Here is a 13,837-nt window from a genome sequence, read left to right as displayed (position 1 = left end):
TTATGAGAAAGTTATTTTTAGATGCTTTTAAGCATGAGAAGTTAGAGAAGCCTCCAGTATGGATTATGCGTCAAGCAGGTAGATATTTACCTGAGTATCGAGCAGTTCGTTCAAAATTTGAGAACTTTATGGATATGTGTCGTAATGCCGATGCTTGTTGTGAAGTGGCGTTACATCCATTAGATAGATATGATCTTGATGCGGCAATTGTCTTTTCTGATATTTTGACAATACCAGAAGCTATGGGTATGGATCTAAAATTTATCAAAGGTACAGGCCCAGTTTTTTCTGATCCAATAGAAACGGTAGCAGATTTAGAAAGATTAAAATCTGTAGAGGATAGTGTTGGAGATTTAGAGTATGTTTATAATGCTGTTAAAACGACAGAATCAGCGATAAATGTCCCATTGATTGGCTTTACAGGAAGTCCGTGGACACTTGCAGCATATATGATTGAAGGTCAAGGCTCTAAACAGTTTAACAAGCTTAGAAAAATGATGTATGCAAATCCACAGCTAATGCACTCACTTCTTCAAAGGCTTGCTGATATAACAGTAGTTTACTTGCTTGAGCAAATCAAAGCTGGTGCTAGCTCACTAATGATATTTGATACTTGGGGTGGGATATTGCCTCTAGAGCAATATAGAGACTTCTCTTTACAATATATGGAATATATTGCAAAAGCTGTTAAAAAACATATTGATGTGCCGGTTGTTTTCTTTACTAAAGGCGGAGCTAATTTCTTTGATGAATTAAAGAATAAATCATGTGATGGAGTAGGTGTTGATTGGAGTGTTACTATCGAGCAAGCACGCCACAAGATCGGTGTAGGCAAAGTTCTTCAAGGTAACTTTGATCCAGCATTTTTATACGGGACTCATGAGAGTATTAGAGCTACGGTTGAGAAAAATATGGACTTTATCCAGTCCGATAAACTAAATAACTATATTGTAAACCTTGGTCATGGGATTTATCCGGATATTGATCCTGATAATGTTAAAGTTATGATTGACGCAATTAGAGAGTTTGGTTGTAATTAAGTTCAGATAAGTGAAATAGAATTTTGTAAAAAGCTTGACATACTATAAAACCTTGTTATTATATATGGTCATAGACGCGGGGTGGAGCAGCTTGGTAGCTCGTCGGGCTCATAACCCGAAGGTCGTAGGTTCAAATCCTGCCCCCGCTACCAATAGGAAGTTTTTTTAAGAAAGGCCCTTTTAAGGGCCTTTTTGCTATCTGGAGGTTATCAAAACCTCTTTTGGCACAAGATCTAAGGGGTGAAAATGTTACTAGATGATTTATATGAGATAGTAGAACCCATCACAGCTGATTTAGGCTACATTTTATGGGGAATCGAAGTTGTTGGTAGTGGTAAGATGACTATCCGTATTTTTATTGATCATGAAAATGGTGTATCAGTAGATGATTGTCAAACTGTTAGTAGAGAAGTTAGTGCAATATTTGATGTTGAAGATCCTATCTCTGATAAGTATGTGTTGGAAGTATCTTCCCCAGGGATGAATCGCCAAATTTTTAATATAGTGCAAGCCCAGGCCCTGATAGGCTTTAATGTTAAGGCTGTTTCTTTATCTCCTGTTGAATCACAGACTAAGTTTAAAGGTAAGCTTATAAACGTTGAAGGCAATAATGTGGTTTTAAAGTTAGAAGATAGTAATAAAGAAATAAGTTTTGATTTCGATGAGCTCAAAAAGCTTAGAGTGTCGCCAGATTTTAGTTAGATAGAGGAAATAGATATGAGCAAAGAATTATTGTTAGTATTAGAGACTGTAGCAAATGAAAAAGATATTTCAAAAGATCTTTTAATTGAGGCTATGGAAGAAGCTTTAGCTACTATAACAAAGAAAGAATTAGATGAGCATATGAATATCGAAGTTACTATTGATAGAGTAACTGGAGAATTTAAGGCTGATAGAGTTTGGCATATTGTTTCTGAAGATGAAGATCTGATTGATTACTCTAGAGAGCTTTATGAAGATGTGGCTCAAGAGAAGGGTTATGATGTAAAAGCTGGAGATGTTATCAGAGAGCCTGTTGAGGTAGCTGAATATGGTCGTATAGCTGCTACAATGGCTAAGCAAATTCTGATGAAAAAGATCAAAAACTTTGAAAGAGAAAGAACAGCGAAAATCTACCAAGATAAAATTGGTGATATAGTATATGGTGAAGTCAAAAGAGCTACTTATGAAATACTAATTATTGATCTTGGTGGAAATGCTGAAGGTATATTACCTAAGAAGGATCTTATCGCTAGAGAAAGATTCCGTGTAGGAGATAAAATCAAGGCTTGTGTGGAAAGTATTGAAGCAGATGAAGATGGTAAGCCTAGTACTATTATGCTAAGTCGTGCTAGTAACACTATGCTAAAAGCATTGTTTAAGCTAGAAGTTCCAGAAGTTGAAGAAGAGCTTATAAATGTTGTAAATGTTGTGCGTGAGCCAGGTTTTAGATCTAAAGTAACAGTTAAAAGTAATGATCAAAGAATTGATCCTTGTGGCGCCTGCGTTGGTGTTAGAGGATCAAGAATTCATTCAATCATGAGTGAGTTAAATGGAGAGAAGGTTGATGTAATCCTTTGGGATGAAGAGACTGTTCAATATGCTATTAATGCTTTATCACCAGTTGATGCGGAAGATATTCTAGAAGTGAATGTCGATGAAGAATCTGATGCGATGGATATCGTTGTTAAGCAGGAAAGTTTATCAAAAGCTATTGGTAAAAATGGTGTAAATGTAAGATTAGCAAGTGCTCTTATCGGTTGGAGAATAAATGTCTTGTCAGACACTGAGCAAGAAGAGAAGCAAATGTCTATAGTTGAGAAGTTCGTTGAAGTTCTTGATATAGACCATGATTTTGCATTAGTCTTAATTGAAGAAGGTATTGAGACATTAGAAGATCTTGCATACCTTGATAAAGAAGAACTTCTAGAGATAGAAGGTTTTGATGAAGAAGTCGTAGATGAGCTTCAGGAAAGAGCTAAGGCAGCAGTGTTGTCTCAAGCATTAGGAGGTGAGCCTGCAGAAGATCTATTAAATATGCAAGGCATGACTGAAGAAATGGCAGGCGAGTTAGCTAAAAAAGGCATTTCAACAATGGAAGAGTTAGCAGAATTGTCTGTTGATGAGTTACTTGAACTTGTGACTATCGAAGAAGACAAAGCAACAGATTTAATTATGCAGGCAAGAGCTCCTTGGTTTGAATAGGAAAGTACGCATATAAAGTAAGTACAAAGGAGAGGGAAATGGCAGATATTACAGTTGGCCAACTGGCACAACAAACGAATAAAGAAGTAGATACGTTAATAAAACAGCTGAAGTCTTTTGGTATAGATAAGTCAAGTGATAAAGACACTCTAACTCCAGCGGAGATGAAAACTTTGTTGGAAAAAATAAATAGTGCAAAAAGTTCAGCAGCTAGAAAAAAAACAACTACAGTTAAGTTAGATGGTAAGCATAAAATCAATGTTTCTGTTAAGAAAAAGAGACGTGTAGCTAAAAAAGTAGAAGAACCTGCTAAAGAAGAGCAACTTGTTAAAGCTACTGTTGAAGAGGTAGCTCAATCTATGCCAGAGTCATCTAATAGTGTTGAGACAAAAGTAGCGGAACAGGTAAAAGAAAAAGCTCAAAATCCTCAAGTAAAAAAAGAACATGTAGAAAGTGTTCAATCACAGCAGCCAGCAAAAAAACCTGCTGCTAGTGGTTTTAAAATTACATCTATGCCAGAAGTTGTTGCTCCAAAGATTGATAAGCAAGAGAGTTCTGAGGGTGATTCTGCATCTAAGTCAAAGAAAAAAACTAATAAAAAAGTATTTTCTGACTCTAAAACTACTAATACTAAGTTTAAGCGTGAAGAAGAAGAAAGAAAATCAAAGGCGAAAAAAACTGGTGGTAAAGGATTTAAGAAAGCTAATCCTAGACAGTTGTCACAGCTTGCTGGAGATATGGACTCTTTTGATGAATTTGGTTCTAAAAAAGGTAAACTAAAAGCTCCTAGAGTTAAAAGACAAGAGTTCACAAAGCCTGTTGAAAGTGCTGTTAAAACAGTAGAAATACATGAAGGTATTACAGTTAGTGACCTTGCTCAAAGAATGGCTGTAAAAGGTGCTGAAATTGTTAAGGCGCTTTTCAATATGGGCGTAATGGCAACTATTAATCAATCATTAGATCAAGATACTGCTATTTTGATTATTGAAGAAATGGGTCATAAGTATACACTTCATAATGAAAATGCTCTTGAAGAAGCTGTAACAACAGTTGATAGAAGTGCACATAAACAAATTACTAGAGCTCCTGTTGTAACTATTATGGGGCATGTAGATCATGGTAAAACATCTTTACTTGACTATATCCGTAAAGCAAGAGTTGTGGCTGGTGAAGCTGGTGGTATTACTCAGCATATTGGTGCATATTCTGTTAAAACAGATAAGGGTTCTATTACATTCTTAGATACACCAGGACATGAAGCGTTTACATCAATGCGTGCGCGTGGTGCTAAAAGTACAGATATCGTAATTTTAGTAGTTGCGGCAGATGATGGTGTGATGCCTCAGACAGAAGAAGCTATTCAACATGCTAAAGCTGCGGGTGTACCAATCGTTGTTGCTGTGAACAAAATTGATAAACCAGAAGCAGATCCTGATAAAGTTACTGGTGAGTTAGCACAAAGAGACGTCATTCCAGAATCTTGGGGTGGTGATGTAATGTTTGCTAATGTATCTGCTAAGAGTGGCGAAGGTATTACTGATCTATTGGATGCAGTTTTATTACAATCAGAAGTTTTAGAATTAGAAGCTTTTGCTGAGGGACCAGCTGAAGGTGTGGTTGTGGAGTCTCGCTTAGAAAAAGGTCGTGGTCCAGTTGCTACAGTTCTTGTACAAAATGGTAAGCTTAATCAAGGTGATAATATCTTGTGTGGTACCGAGTATGGTAGAGTTAGAGCGATGCATGATGATCTTGGCAACAAAATTAAAGCTGCAGGTCCTGCAACTCCAGTAGAAATTCTAGGCTTATCTGGTGTACCTGCTGCAGGTGATGAGATGGTTGTGATTGAAAATGAGAAAAAAGCTAAAGAGCTTGCATCTCAGAGATCACAAAAGCAAAAAGAAGCTAAAATTGCTCAAGAACAAGCTCTTAAGTTATCTAACATGTTTAGCAGTATGGGCAAAGAAGGTGAGCAACAAGTACTAAAAATTATCCTTAAAGGTGATGTTCAAGGTTCTGTTGAAGCTATTAGAGAGTCATTGCTTAAGCTTTCTACAGAGGAAGTTAAGGTTGATATTATTGCCAGCGGTATTGGTGGTATTACATCATCTGATGTTACTCTAGCAGTTGCGTCGACTGCTGTAATAGTTGGTTTTAATGTCCGTGCTGATGGTGCTGCGAAGAAACTTGCTGAAACTGATGGTGTAGAACTTCGCTATTATAATATTATTTATGATTTAATAGATGATGTGAAAAAAGCAATGACAGGTCTTCTATCTCCAGAGATGAAAGAGCAAATTATTGGTATTGCTGAAGTTAGAGAAGTTTATAGGTCTTCTAAATTTGGTTCAATTGCTGGTTGTATGGTTATTGAAGGATCTGTTAAACGTACAAATCCAATTCGTGTCCTAAGAGATAACGTTGTTATTTATGAAGGTAGTCTTGAATCACTTAAGAGATTTAAGGATGATGCCAATGAAGTTAAAAAAGGCATGGAATGTGGTATTGGTGTAAGAAATTACAACGATGTACGAGCAGGTGACCAAATTGAGGTATTTGAAGTTATTGAGGTTGCTAAGGAGTTATAATTATGGCTGCAGAAGGTAGAGTACAAAGAGTTGCTAGTGAGCTGCAAAAGGTAATATCGCTATTGTTGCGTACAAAGATTAAAGATCCTAAGCTTGCTACAGCAACTATTACAGAAATAGACCTTTCTAAAGATCTATCTTATGCAAAAGTTTATTATACTTGTTTAGCAATTGAAGATAGTGCATATATTGCAAAAGCATTTGAGAAATCAAAGGGCTTTTTTAGATCATCAATAGCAAAATCTTTGAGTTTAAGAATAGTGCCAAATCTTAAGTTTATCTACGATAGCTCACTTGACTATGGTATGGAAATGGAGGATAAGATCCAGCAAGCCTTAGATGCAGACTCTAAGATAATTAAGCAGGATGATAAGTCACTAGAAGAAAACTATAAAGATGGTGAGAAAGAAAGCAAAGTTGAAAAATTAAGGTAAACTCGTATGAGTAAACTTACTATTATTCGTGGTTTTAATGATATTCTGCCAGACCAAAGCCGTAAGTGGCAATTCTTAGAGTCAAAAATAAAATCTATTTTAGATAATTACAACTATAATGAAACAAGATTGCCTATTTTAGAAAAAAGCGAACTTTTTCATAGAAGTGTTGGAGAGACTTCCGACATTGTTTCAAAAGAAACTTATGACTTTCAAGATAGAAATGGTGATAGTCTTACCTTAAGACCAGAAGGAACGGCTGGCTGTGTTAGGATGGTTATCGAGAATAGTCTAGCTAATAGAGGACAAACTCAGAAGCTTTGGTATTGTGGTCCAATGTTTCGTTATGAAAGGCCGCAAAAAGGGCGTTATAGACAGTTTTATCAGCTAGGTGTCGAGGCTTATGGCTTTGATAGCATTGCGATAGATTTGGAGATTTTATCAGTAGCGTGGAGTCTTTTCAAAGAGCTTGGTATTTCTGAGTTTGTAACACTTGAGATAAATAGTCTTGGTTCTGCTGAAAACAGACAACAATACACAAAAGCATTGTTAGATTATTTGAAGCCTTATCATACTGAGCTAGATGAAGATTCAATCAAAAGGTTAGATAAAAATCCGCTTAGGATTCTAGATTCAAAAGTTGAGAAAACACAGGATATTTTAATTAATGCTCCTAAGTTAATTGATTTTATAGATCAAGAGTTAACAGCAAGGTTTAAACAAACTTGTGAATATCTAGATGCTTTAGGCGTTAATTATAAAATTAATCAAAACCTTGTTAGAGGTCTAGACTACTATAGTGGCTTGGTTTTTGAGTGGACTACAGACAGGCTAGGTGCCCAGAGTGCAATATGTGCGGGTGGTAGATATGATAGCTTACTAGAGAACCTTGGTGGTCAAAAAGCAGGAGCAATTGGTTTTGCAATTGGTATGGAAAGGTTGCTTTTATTGTTGGAAGATTTGGGAAAATTACCTAATCAAAAAGATGTCTGTGATGTGTTCTTTATCCTAGATAAGGAGCAGTTACATAAGTCACTGGCTGTAGTTGATACTATTCGTTCAGAACTTCCTGATTTAAAAGTTGATATGGATCTAAAATTTGGTAGCTTTAAATCACAATTTAAAAAAGCTGATAAATCAGATGCAAAAATCGCTGTAATTATTGGTCAAGATGAGTTGGATAATCAAACTGCTGGTATAAAATACTTACAGCAAGATAAATCGCAAGAGCAAGTTTCTTTTGCTGAGTTGGTTAATTTTCTAGAAATGTGAAAAAGGAATAAATGAAATTACATAATATTAAAGGCTACGCTTGGATAGTAGTTGCATTAAGCTCATTCTTATTAATAGATAAGTATATAATGAATGTTTCACCGAGTCTGATCGCCAATGAACTGATGAGTAGTTTTTCAATTAATGCTACACAAATGAGTGCAATGGTATCATTGTTTCTGTGGTCTGTGGTTTTTTGTCAGTTTTTTGTAGCTGGGCCAATTATTGATAAGTTGGGCTTTAGAAAGGTTAGTTTTTTTTCGCTAATTCTTTCTGCTGTAGGACTGTTGTTGTTTGTATTAGCCGCAGATATTCATAGTTTTGCATTAGGTTGTGTATCGCGATTAATGATAGGTATAGGAGCATCTTTTGCAACGGTTGGATATATAAAAGCTGCTGCTGTGTGGTTTGACCCTCGTAAATTTGCTTTTGTTTGTAGTTTTTTGATGACTGCAGCCATGACAGGCGCATTGCTTGGTCAAGTGCCTTTAGTTTATCTTATCAAGCTTACTGGATCTTGGCATAGTGCGCTAATTAGTTACGCAATTTTTAGTATTTTTATTGCTTTGTTATATTTGGCGCTTGTTAGAGATTATAACCCTCATGCCTCTGATATTAATAAAGCAACCTCAGATACAGGCACTCTTGCAGGAATCAAGAAAGTCCTGCTTAATAAAAACAATTGGTATTTAACCTTGTATACAGGCCTTACTTTTACAACAATTGATGTTTTTGGTGGTATTTGGGGAAATAATTATTTTAGAGAGTTGTATCATATAAATGTACAAGAAGCTTCATATATTGTATCAATGATGTTTTTAGGTCTAGCAATAGGGTCTCCTGTAATAGGTAAACTTTCAGAAAAATTTGATAATCGTGTTGGTATTATGGTGGCTTTTCATATTGTTGCTACAATATCGTTGGCTTTGGTTTTACAGTTTAAGCTTACTCCAGCTGTTTCAGGTATTTTACTATTTATCTTTGGTTTTTGTTTAGGTGTATATATGCTTGCATTTGCTATTGGAAACCGTATTAACCCAATAATCGTAGCAGCTACTGTTGCAGCTTTAATTAATACTGGAGAGCCTTTGTTGGGAGCTTTATTTGATCCTCTGATAGGTCACTTATTAGATTTGACTTGGACAGGACAATATATTGATGTACATAATCATATCTCAAATGTTATGACAGAGGGTGCGCATAGATATTTTCATGTAAGCGCTTATCATAATGCGTTTTTAATACTTGTATTTAGTATGGTAGTATCATTTTTCTTATTAATTTTGGTAAAAGATAAAGAAGTGAAGTAATATGAATCTTGAGCAGGTTTACTTACAAAAAGTTAAAGAGTTAGGCTTGATGGCTGATTCTTTACAAATAGAAGCTGTAAAAGATCTACAAGAAATAATTGATCAGGTAAACTCAAAAAAAACATCAAAATTTAATTTTTTTAAAAAATCTTTTTATCCTTCGATCAAAGGCCTCTATATGTGGGGAGGAGTTGGTCGTGGTAAGACTTTTATTATGGACATTTTCTATGAAAATATCCCTACAGAAAAGAAATTACGTCAGCATTTTTCTCACTTTATGAAAGATATCCATACTCAACTAAGAAAATATCAGGGTAAAAAAAACCCTATATCAAGAGTTGCTTATGATATGGCAAGGCGAACACAAGTTATATGCTTTGATGAATTTTTTGTTGAAGATATTGCGGATGCTATGATTTTAGGGAATGTTTTTACAGAACTTTTTAGCTTAGGCGTAGTGTTAGTAGCAACTTCAAATATAGAGCCTCGTGGTTTATATAAAAATGGTTTACAAAGAGAAATGTTTTTACCGGCTATTGATGTATTGTTGGAAAATGTTGATGTTTTAAATTTAGATTCTGGAGTGGATTATAGATTTAGATTGCCAACTGAGCATTTGAACTATTTATATCCTTATAATGAGCAAAATCGTAAAAACTTTTTTGACAAGTTCTTTTTGAGGAACTCTGGTTTTGATAAAGATTTTAATATTCAGGTACTCTCGAGAGACATTCCAACAATGCTTTTGAGTTATAAAGACGTATGTTTTGACTTTAAGGTGATCTGCGGAGCTGGGCGTAGTTCTCATGACTATATAGAACTCTGTAAAAGATATCAGCAAATATTTATTTATAATCTTACAGGTTTTGATGAATATAATGAGGATATGGCAAGGAGATTTATTGCTTTAATAGATGAATTTTATGATCAGAACAAAAAGGTTATTATCTTGGCAAATAATGATTTTAAAGAAATATATCAAGGTGAAAAACTAAGGTTTCAATTTCAAAGAACAATAAGTAGATTAAATGATATGCAAAACTCAGCTTTTGGAGCTTCTAATGAATAAAGTTCAGTTCTTAGAAGTTTCTGATGATGTTGTAAATCAGCGTATTGATAATTTTCTAATTGGCAAATTTTCGCGTTTACCTAAGTCTTTAATTTATCGTTGGATTCGTAAAGGCGAACTACGTGTAAATAAAAAAAGAGTTAAACAGACTTCTCGCGTTAGTGCTGGAGATATTGTTCGAGTTCCACCATTTTCACTAGAAGAGCAGCAGGAGCAAATTAAGGTTTCTCAAAATCATTTAGACTTTCTTGAGCAAAGAATACTTTATGAAAATGATGACTATATCATTGTAAATAAGCCATCTGGAATGGCAGTGCATGGCGGATCAGGTGTAAATTCTGGTTTAGTTGAGAGACTACGACAACTAAGACCTAAGGCTAGGCGTTTAGATTTAGTTCACAGGCTAGATAAAGAGACATCTGGTTGTGTGCTTCTAGCAAAGAAACATAGTTCACTAGTTTATTTTTTTGATATTTTTAAAGAAAGGAAAGTTAATAAAGTTTATTATGCAATTGTTCATGGGCATTGGGATGAGAAAACAAAAGAGATAGATTTACCACTTAAAAGAACAGAGACAAAAGATGGTCAAAGAATTGTTCGTGTAGATAGAGTGGACGGTAAGAAAGCTTTAACAAAAATTATATCAGTTAGAAGAGTGGGGGAGTTTAGCATTCTTGAAATTAAACTTGAAACTGGTAGAACTCATCAAATTAGGGTACATACAAAAGCTATGGGACACCCAATTGCTGCGGATAAAAAATACGGCTTCGCAGACAAAGATCAGCTACTAGCTAAAAAAGGAATTGATAAATTACTGCTTCATGCTGGCAAGTTAGAGTTTTTTGATGAGAAACAACAGAAAAAAATATCCGTAGAGGCTAAGTTAGATACTAGATTTGAACAGTTTCTTAATTAAATTAGTCATTAGTATCTTTAATCATTACCAGTATTACAAGAGATGCTATCATACTCGCAACAAGAGTAGTGAATGCAAAATGATATGAGCTAAGCTCATAGTACTTGATATCAGAGTTGGCAACATGTTGAGAAACAACTTTGCCAGCTTCATTGATGTATTGCCCTGTCCATGACCAATCTAAAAAATAACCTATTAATGGGTCAAAAATCGCACCTAAAATAGGTTCACCTGTATTAATAAAAGCAGCAACTGTTGCTGTGATTATAATAGGATTAATACGGTTACCAATTGCAAAAGAAAGCATATAAATCCCTAGACATAATCCAAATATGAAAAGTAAGATTGCTGACGTGGTAGCGCTAGTCTTAGTAAGTAGAACTATGCTTAACGCGATTGTTCCAATAATATGAAATACAATCATCACTCCTTTTCTACTATCTAAAATTTCAGATAGTTTACCAATAATTGGTGAACCTATAGCCATACCTATAAAAATCATTGAAATTATAGTAGCTGCTTGCTCTTTTGAAATATGGTAGGCTTCTCTAAAGTAAGCGTTGCCCCAAAACCCTGCAAAAGCATCGACTGCTGTGAAGCTTAAACCAACATAAAATGTTAGTAGCCAGTTGTTTTTATTTTTAACTACTTCTTTTAAGGCATCTAAAGTTTTTAGTTGATTGCTTGGATTGCTAGCTTCAGGTTGTTGAGGATTGAAGTCACGGACAACAATATAGTAAACAACGGCAATAAATAAACTAGCTACACAAAATAGTAGCATCGCCATTTTCCAGTCACCACAGATATTTATTAAATACGCTAAAGGCGCTTGCGCACAAAGGGCTCCAATCATTGCAGCTGTTGCTAAAAAGCTTGCTGCAAAGGCAAATTTACGTGGTTCAAACCATACTGATACGGCTTTTAAGTATGAAATTGTGGCAAAAGATACTCCCATACCTGTAGTTATACGTGCTATATATGCCATGCTTAAGCTGCTAAGATTGGCTGAAACTACAAAAAGTATTACACCAGTAGCTGATATGGTTATAGATATTGGGCTAATAAGTCTAAAACCAAACTTATCAATAATTGGTCCTGCTAAAAAAAGCTGGCAAACGATAATTGACCAGAAAAATGCAGAACCTAATGCTCCTGTTTGGGTAGCATTTGTACCAAAACTTGACATCATGTCGTCAGTAATTAAGCTTGGGAAAACTTGCATTACGTATTTGTCAAATAGCAAAAAAGAGCTCAGTACTATTATTATCCAGGCATAACCTTTTATGTTGTGTATCTTTGTCATAATTTATAATATTAATAATTGCAAGTGGTTATAAAGCTTAATTCTATGTCTAGGAGCGTTGTATTTCAAGACTATACGCTTTTTCTTTGCTAATATATTGTTTTTTGATATGATAACTCCAACTTTTTTAAAATATATTGAGTCATGCTAGCAAACATAAAAATTGATAGTAAAAGATTTGTCTGGATTCAGGTTGCTTTAGTTATAGTGGGGTACTTGATTGTATTTGTGCCTTATGGGGGCATATATGCTAATTCATTTTTATTGGGCTCATTAATAATGTTTTTAGCAAACTTTGTATTTTTCTTTAGGCTTTTTATCAATAAGCAGTTTTCACCAGGTGTTGAAATCATAATATTTTATTTTAGTGAACTTCTTAAATTGAGTGTTGTTGCATTAGCTACAATAGTGTTAGCAATTTATGTAAAACCTAAATTATTTTCTTACATTTTTGGATTAGTTTTGCTACAATTAGTCGTATGTTTTGTGCCTATCTTGTTTAAAAAGACTAGATAGGCTTGTTTTTGTATATTTAATAAACAATATAAATTATTATACTGGTGGGAAAGTAATGGCAAATACAGAGGCAGGCTCTCAGGTAGCTACTGAATATGTTCAGCACCACTTGCATCATTGGCAAGTAAGCTTAGGTGAAGGTTCTTTTTGGCAGCTTAATGTTGATTCGCTTTTAGTGAGTATTGTGTTGGGTGTGGCATTTATTTTTGCTATGCTTGTTGCGGCGAGAAAGGCTAATTCAGGAGTTCCTGGTAAGTTTCAGAATATGGTTGAAGCTATGTGGGAATGGATGGATGGCATGGTTGCTGAAAACTATGATCATAAGAGAGATTTTGTGACCCCTCTTGCTCTTACTATATTTGTTTGGGTTGTTCTTATGAACCTTATGGATCTACTGCCGGTTGATTTATTTGGTTGGCTAATCAGCTTCTTTACAGATAGTCATGAAGCGTACTTTAGAGTAGTGCCTACAGCTGATCCAAATGTTACATTTGCTATGTCAATAGCAGTATTCTTCTTGGTGGTTTTCTATAATATCAAAGCAAAAGGTTTTGGTTTAGTAAAAGAGATTTTGAGTGCTCCTTTTGGTATATGGTTATTTCCACTAAATATCTTTTTCAGATTAATTGATGAAGTTGTTAAACCAGTTTCGTTATCGTTACGTTTGTTTGGTAATATTTTTGCCGGTGAACTAATCTTTATTCTTATTGCTTTACTTCCTTGGTGGTTCCAGTGGTCACTTGGCGGGATATGGGCAATATTTCATATATTAATCGTTTTAATACAAGCTTTTGTATTTATGATGTTGACTGTTGTTTATTTGAATATGGCACAGGATGCTCACTAAGTTTAACTAACCTAAAAATAAATCTTTAAAATAAAACAGGAGAAATAAAATGGATATGTCTTTACAGGTTTTAGGAAATTTAAATGGTTTAACTGCTATAGCGGTTGCTTTATTAATTTCTTTACCAGCTCTAGGTACTGCAGTTGGTTTTGGTGTTCTAGGTGGTAAGTATCTAGAAGGTGTTGCTCGTCAGCCAGAATTAGGTGGTATGTTATTAGGTCGTATGTTCATCGTTGCGGCTTTCGTAGATGCGTTCGCAGCAATTTCAATTGCAATTGGTTTCTTAGTTCTTTATGCAAACCCATTAGCAATCCCTGGCTTAGTAGATGCTGCTCAAAAAGTAATCGGTGCTTAATTAAAA

Annotated in this window: 13 protein-coding genes and 1 tRNA gene; 13 read left to right on the top strand and 1 reads right to left on the bottom strand. The window is 34.8% G+C overall.

Annotation, left to right across the window (positions count from 1 at the left end; all coding sequences use genetic code 11):
* Positions 1 to 2: 2 nt before the first annotated feature.
* The 10 genes from hemE to QI37_RS05560 all read left to right on the top strand — a co-directional run bounded on the left by hemE (position 3) and on the right by QI37_RS05560 (position 10,810).
* Positions 3 to 1,040, top strand: coding sequence for a uroporphyrinogen decarboxylase (gene hemE, locus QI37_RS05605; RefSeq protein ID WP_040009349.1), 1,038 nt, complete (start codon positions 3 to 5; stop codon positions 1,038 to 1,040).
* A gap of 75 nt (positions 1,041 to 1,115) precedes the next feature.
* Positions 1,116 to 1,192: transfer RNA gene (locus tag QI37_RS05600), tRNA-Met, on the top strand.
* A 94-nt stretch (positions 1,193 to 1,286) separates the two neighbouring features.
* Positions 1,287 to 1,742 carry a ribosome maturation factor RimP gene (gene rimP, locus QI37_RS05595; protein ID WP_040009346.1) on the top strand — a complete coding sequence of 152 codons (456 nt, stop codon included), beginning with the start codon at positions 1,287 to 1,289 and terminating at the stop codon, positions 1,740 to 1,742.
* A gap of 15 nt (positions 1,743 to 1,757) precedes the next feature.
* A complete protein-coding gene (gene nusA, locus QI37_RS05590; protein ID WP_040009343.1) occupies positions 1,758 to 3,224 on the top strand; it encodes a transcription termination factor NusA in 1,467 nt (488 codons plus the stop codon).
* 38 nt (positions 3,225 to 3,262) lie between these two features.
* Positions 3,263 to 5,809: a translation initiation factor IF-2 gene (gene infB / locus QI37_RS05585; protein WP_040009340.1), complete on the top strand. Its 2,547-nt coding sequence runs from the start codon at positions 3,263 to 3,265 to the stop codon at positions 5,807 to 5,809.
* Between the two features lie 2 nt (positions 5,810 to 5,811).
* Positions 5,812 to 6,243, top strand: a complete 432-nt coding sequence (gene rbfA, locus QI37_RS05580; RefSeq protein WP_040009337.1) for a 30S ribosome-binding factor RbfA — start codon at positions 5,812 to 5,814, stop codon at positions 6,241 to 6,243.
* Positions 6,244 to 6,249: 6 nt separating this feature from the next.
* Positions 6,250 to 7,515: a histidine--tRNA ligase gene (gene hisS, locus QI37_RS05575; RefSeq protein ID WP_040009333.1), complete on the top strand. Its 1,266-nt coding sequence runs from the start codon at positions 6,250 to 6,252 to the stop codon at positions 7,513 to 7,515.
* Positions 7,516 to 7,526: 11 nt separating this feature from the next.
* On the top strand, positions 7,527 to 8,825 hold the full coding sequence (locus tag QI37_RS05570; RefSeq protein ID WP_040009330.1) for an MFS transporter: 1,299 nt from the start codon (positions 7,527 to 7,529) through the stop codon (positions 8,823 to 8,825).
* A gap of 1 nt (position 8,826) precedes the next feature.
* Positions 8,827 to 9,894 carry a cell division protein ZapE gene (zapE, locus tag QI37_RS05565; RefSeq protein WP_040009327.1) on the top strand — a complete coding sequence of 356 codons (1,068 nt, stop codon included), beginning with the start codon at positions 8,827 to 8,829 and terminating at the stop codon, positions 9,892 to 9,894.
* Complete coding sequence (locus QI37_RS05560) at positions 9,887 to 10,810, top strand: RluA family pseudouridine synthase (protein WP_040009324.1); 924 nt, start codon at positions 9,887 to 9,889, stop codon at positions 10,808 to 10,810. Before zapE ends, QI37_RS05560 begins: the two co-directional genes overlap by 8 nt.
* 1 nt (position 10,811) lies before the next feature.
* Here QI37_RS05560 and QI37_RS05555 read toward each other — a convergent pair whose 3' ends face one another.
* Positions 10,812 to 12,113, bottom strand: a complete 1,302-nt coding sequence (locus QI37_RS05555) for an MFS transporter (protein ID WP_040009321.1) — start codon at positions 12,111 to 12,113, stop codon at positions 10,812 to 10,814.
* A gap of 144 nt (positions 12,114 to 12,257) precedes the next feature.
* Between QI37_RS05555 and QI37_RS05550 the strand changes: the two genes are divergently transcribed.
* Genes QI37_RS05550 through QI37_RS05540 form a run of 3 tightly spaced genes read left to right on the top strand, consistent with a single transcriptional unit; the run spans position 12,258 to position 13,831 of the window.
* Positions 12,258 to 12,629, top strand: a complete 372-nt coding sequence (locus QI37_RS05550; RefSeq protein WP_081946986.1) for an ATP synthase subunit I — start codon at positions 12,258 to 12,260, stop codon at positions 12,627 to 12,629.
* A 55-nt stretch (positions 12,630 to 12,684) separates the two neighbouring features.
* Positions 12,685 to 13,476 (top strand): F0F1 ATP synthase subunit A, encoded by a 792-nt coding sequence (gene atpB / locus QI37_RS05545; protein WP_040009318.1) that lies wholly within the window; start codon positions 12,685 to 12,687, stop codon positions 13,474 to 13,476.
* A gap of 49 nt (positions 13,477 to 13,525) precedes the next feature.
* Entirely contained in the window at positions 13,526 to 13,831 is a 306-nt protein-coding gene (locus tag QI37_RS05540; protein WP_040009315.1) for a F0F1 ATP synthase subunit B, read from the top strand.
* Positions 13,832 to 13,837: the final 6 nt, after the last annotated feature.

This window comes from Candidatus Francisella endociliophora (genome assembly GCF_000764555.1).
GTDB classification, from domain to species: Bacteria; Pseudomonadota; Gammaproteobacteria; order Francisellales; family Francisellaceae; genus Francisella; species Francisella endociliophora.
This window is presented reverse-complemented; position numbering and strand designations above follow the sequence as displayed.

What these genes read in the sequence shown, in the direction of transcription:
- nusA (WP_040009343.1), top strand. Translation starts at nt 1,758, where the DNA reads ATGAGCAAAGAATTATTGTTAGTATTAGAGACTGTAGCAAATGAAAAA.
- hemE (WP_040009349.1), top strand. Translation starts at nt 3, where the DNA reads ATGAGAAAGTTATTTTTAGATGCTTTTAAGCATGAGAAGTTAGAGAAG.
- QI37_RS05560 (WP_040009324.1), top strand. Translation starts at nt 9,887, where the DNA reads ATGAATAAAGTTCAGTTCTTAGAAGTTTCTGATGATGTTGTAAATCAG.
- QI37_RS05555 (WP_040009321.1), bottom strand. Translation starts at nt 12,113, where the DNA reads ATGACAAAGATACACAACATAAAAGGTTATGCCTGGATAATAATAGTA.
- rbfA (WP_040009337.1), top strand. Translation starts at nt 5,812, where the DNA reads ATGGCTGCAGAAGGTAGAGTACAAAGAGTTGCTAGTGAGCTGCAAAAG.
- atpB (WP_040009318.1), top strand. Translation starts at nt 12,685, where the DNA reads ATGGCAAATACAGAGGCAGGCTCTCAGGTAGCTACTGAATATGTTCAG.
- infB (WP_040009340.1), top strand. Translation starts at nt 3,263, where the DNA reads ATGGCAGATATTACAGTTGGCCAACTGGCACAACAAACGAATAAAGAA.
- hisS (WP_040009333.1), top strand. Translation starts at nt 6,250, where the DNA reads ATGAGTAAACTTACTATTATTCGTGGTTTTAATGATATTCTGCCAGAC.
- QI37_RS05550 (WP_081946986.1), top strand. Translation starts at nt 12,258, where the DNA reads ATGCTAGCAAACATAAAAATTGATAGTAAAAGATTTGTCTGGATTCAG.
- QI37_RS05540 (WP_040009315.1), top strand. Translation starts at nt 13,526, where the DNA reads ATGGATATGTCTTTACAGGTTTTAGGAAATTTAAATGGTTTAACTGCT.
- zapE (WP_040009327.1), top strand. Translation starts at nt 8,827, where the DNA reads ATGAATCTTGAGCAGGTTTACTTACAAAAAGTTAAAGAGTTAGGCTTG.
- QI37_RS05570 (WP_040009330.1), top strand. Translation starts at nt 7,527, where the DNA reads ATGAAATTACATAATATTAAAGGCTACGCTTGGATAGTAGTTGCATTA.
- rimP (WP_040009346.1), top strand. Translation starts at nt 1,287, where the DNA reads ATGTTACTAGATGATTTATATGAGATAGTAGAACCCATCACAGCTGAT.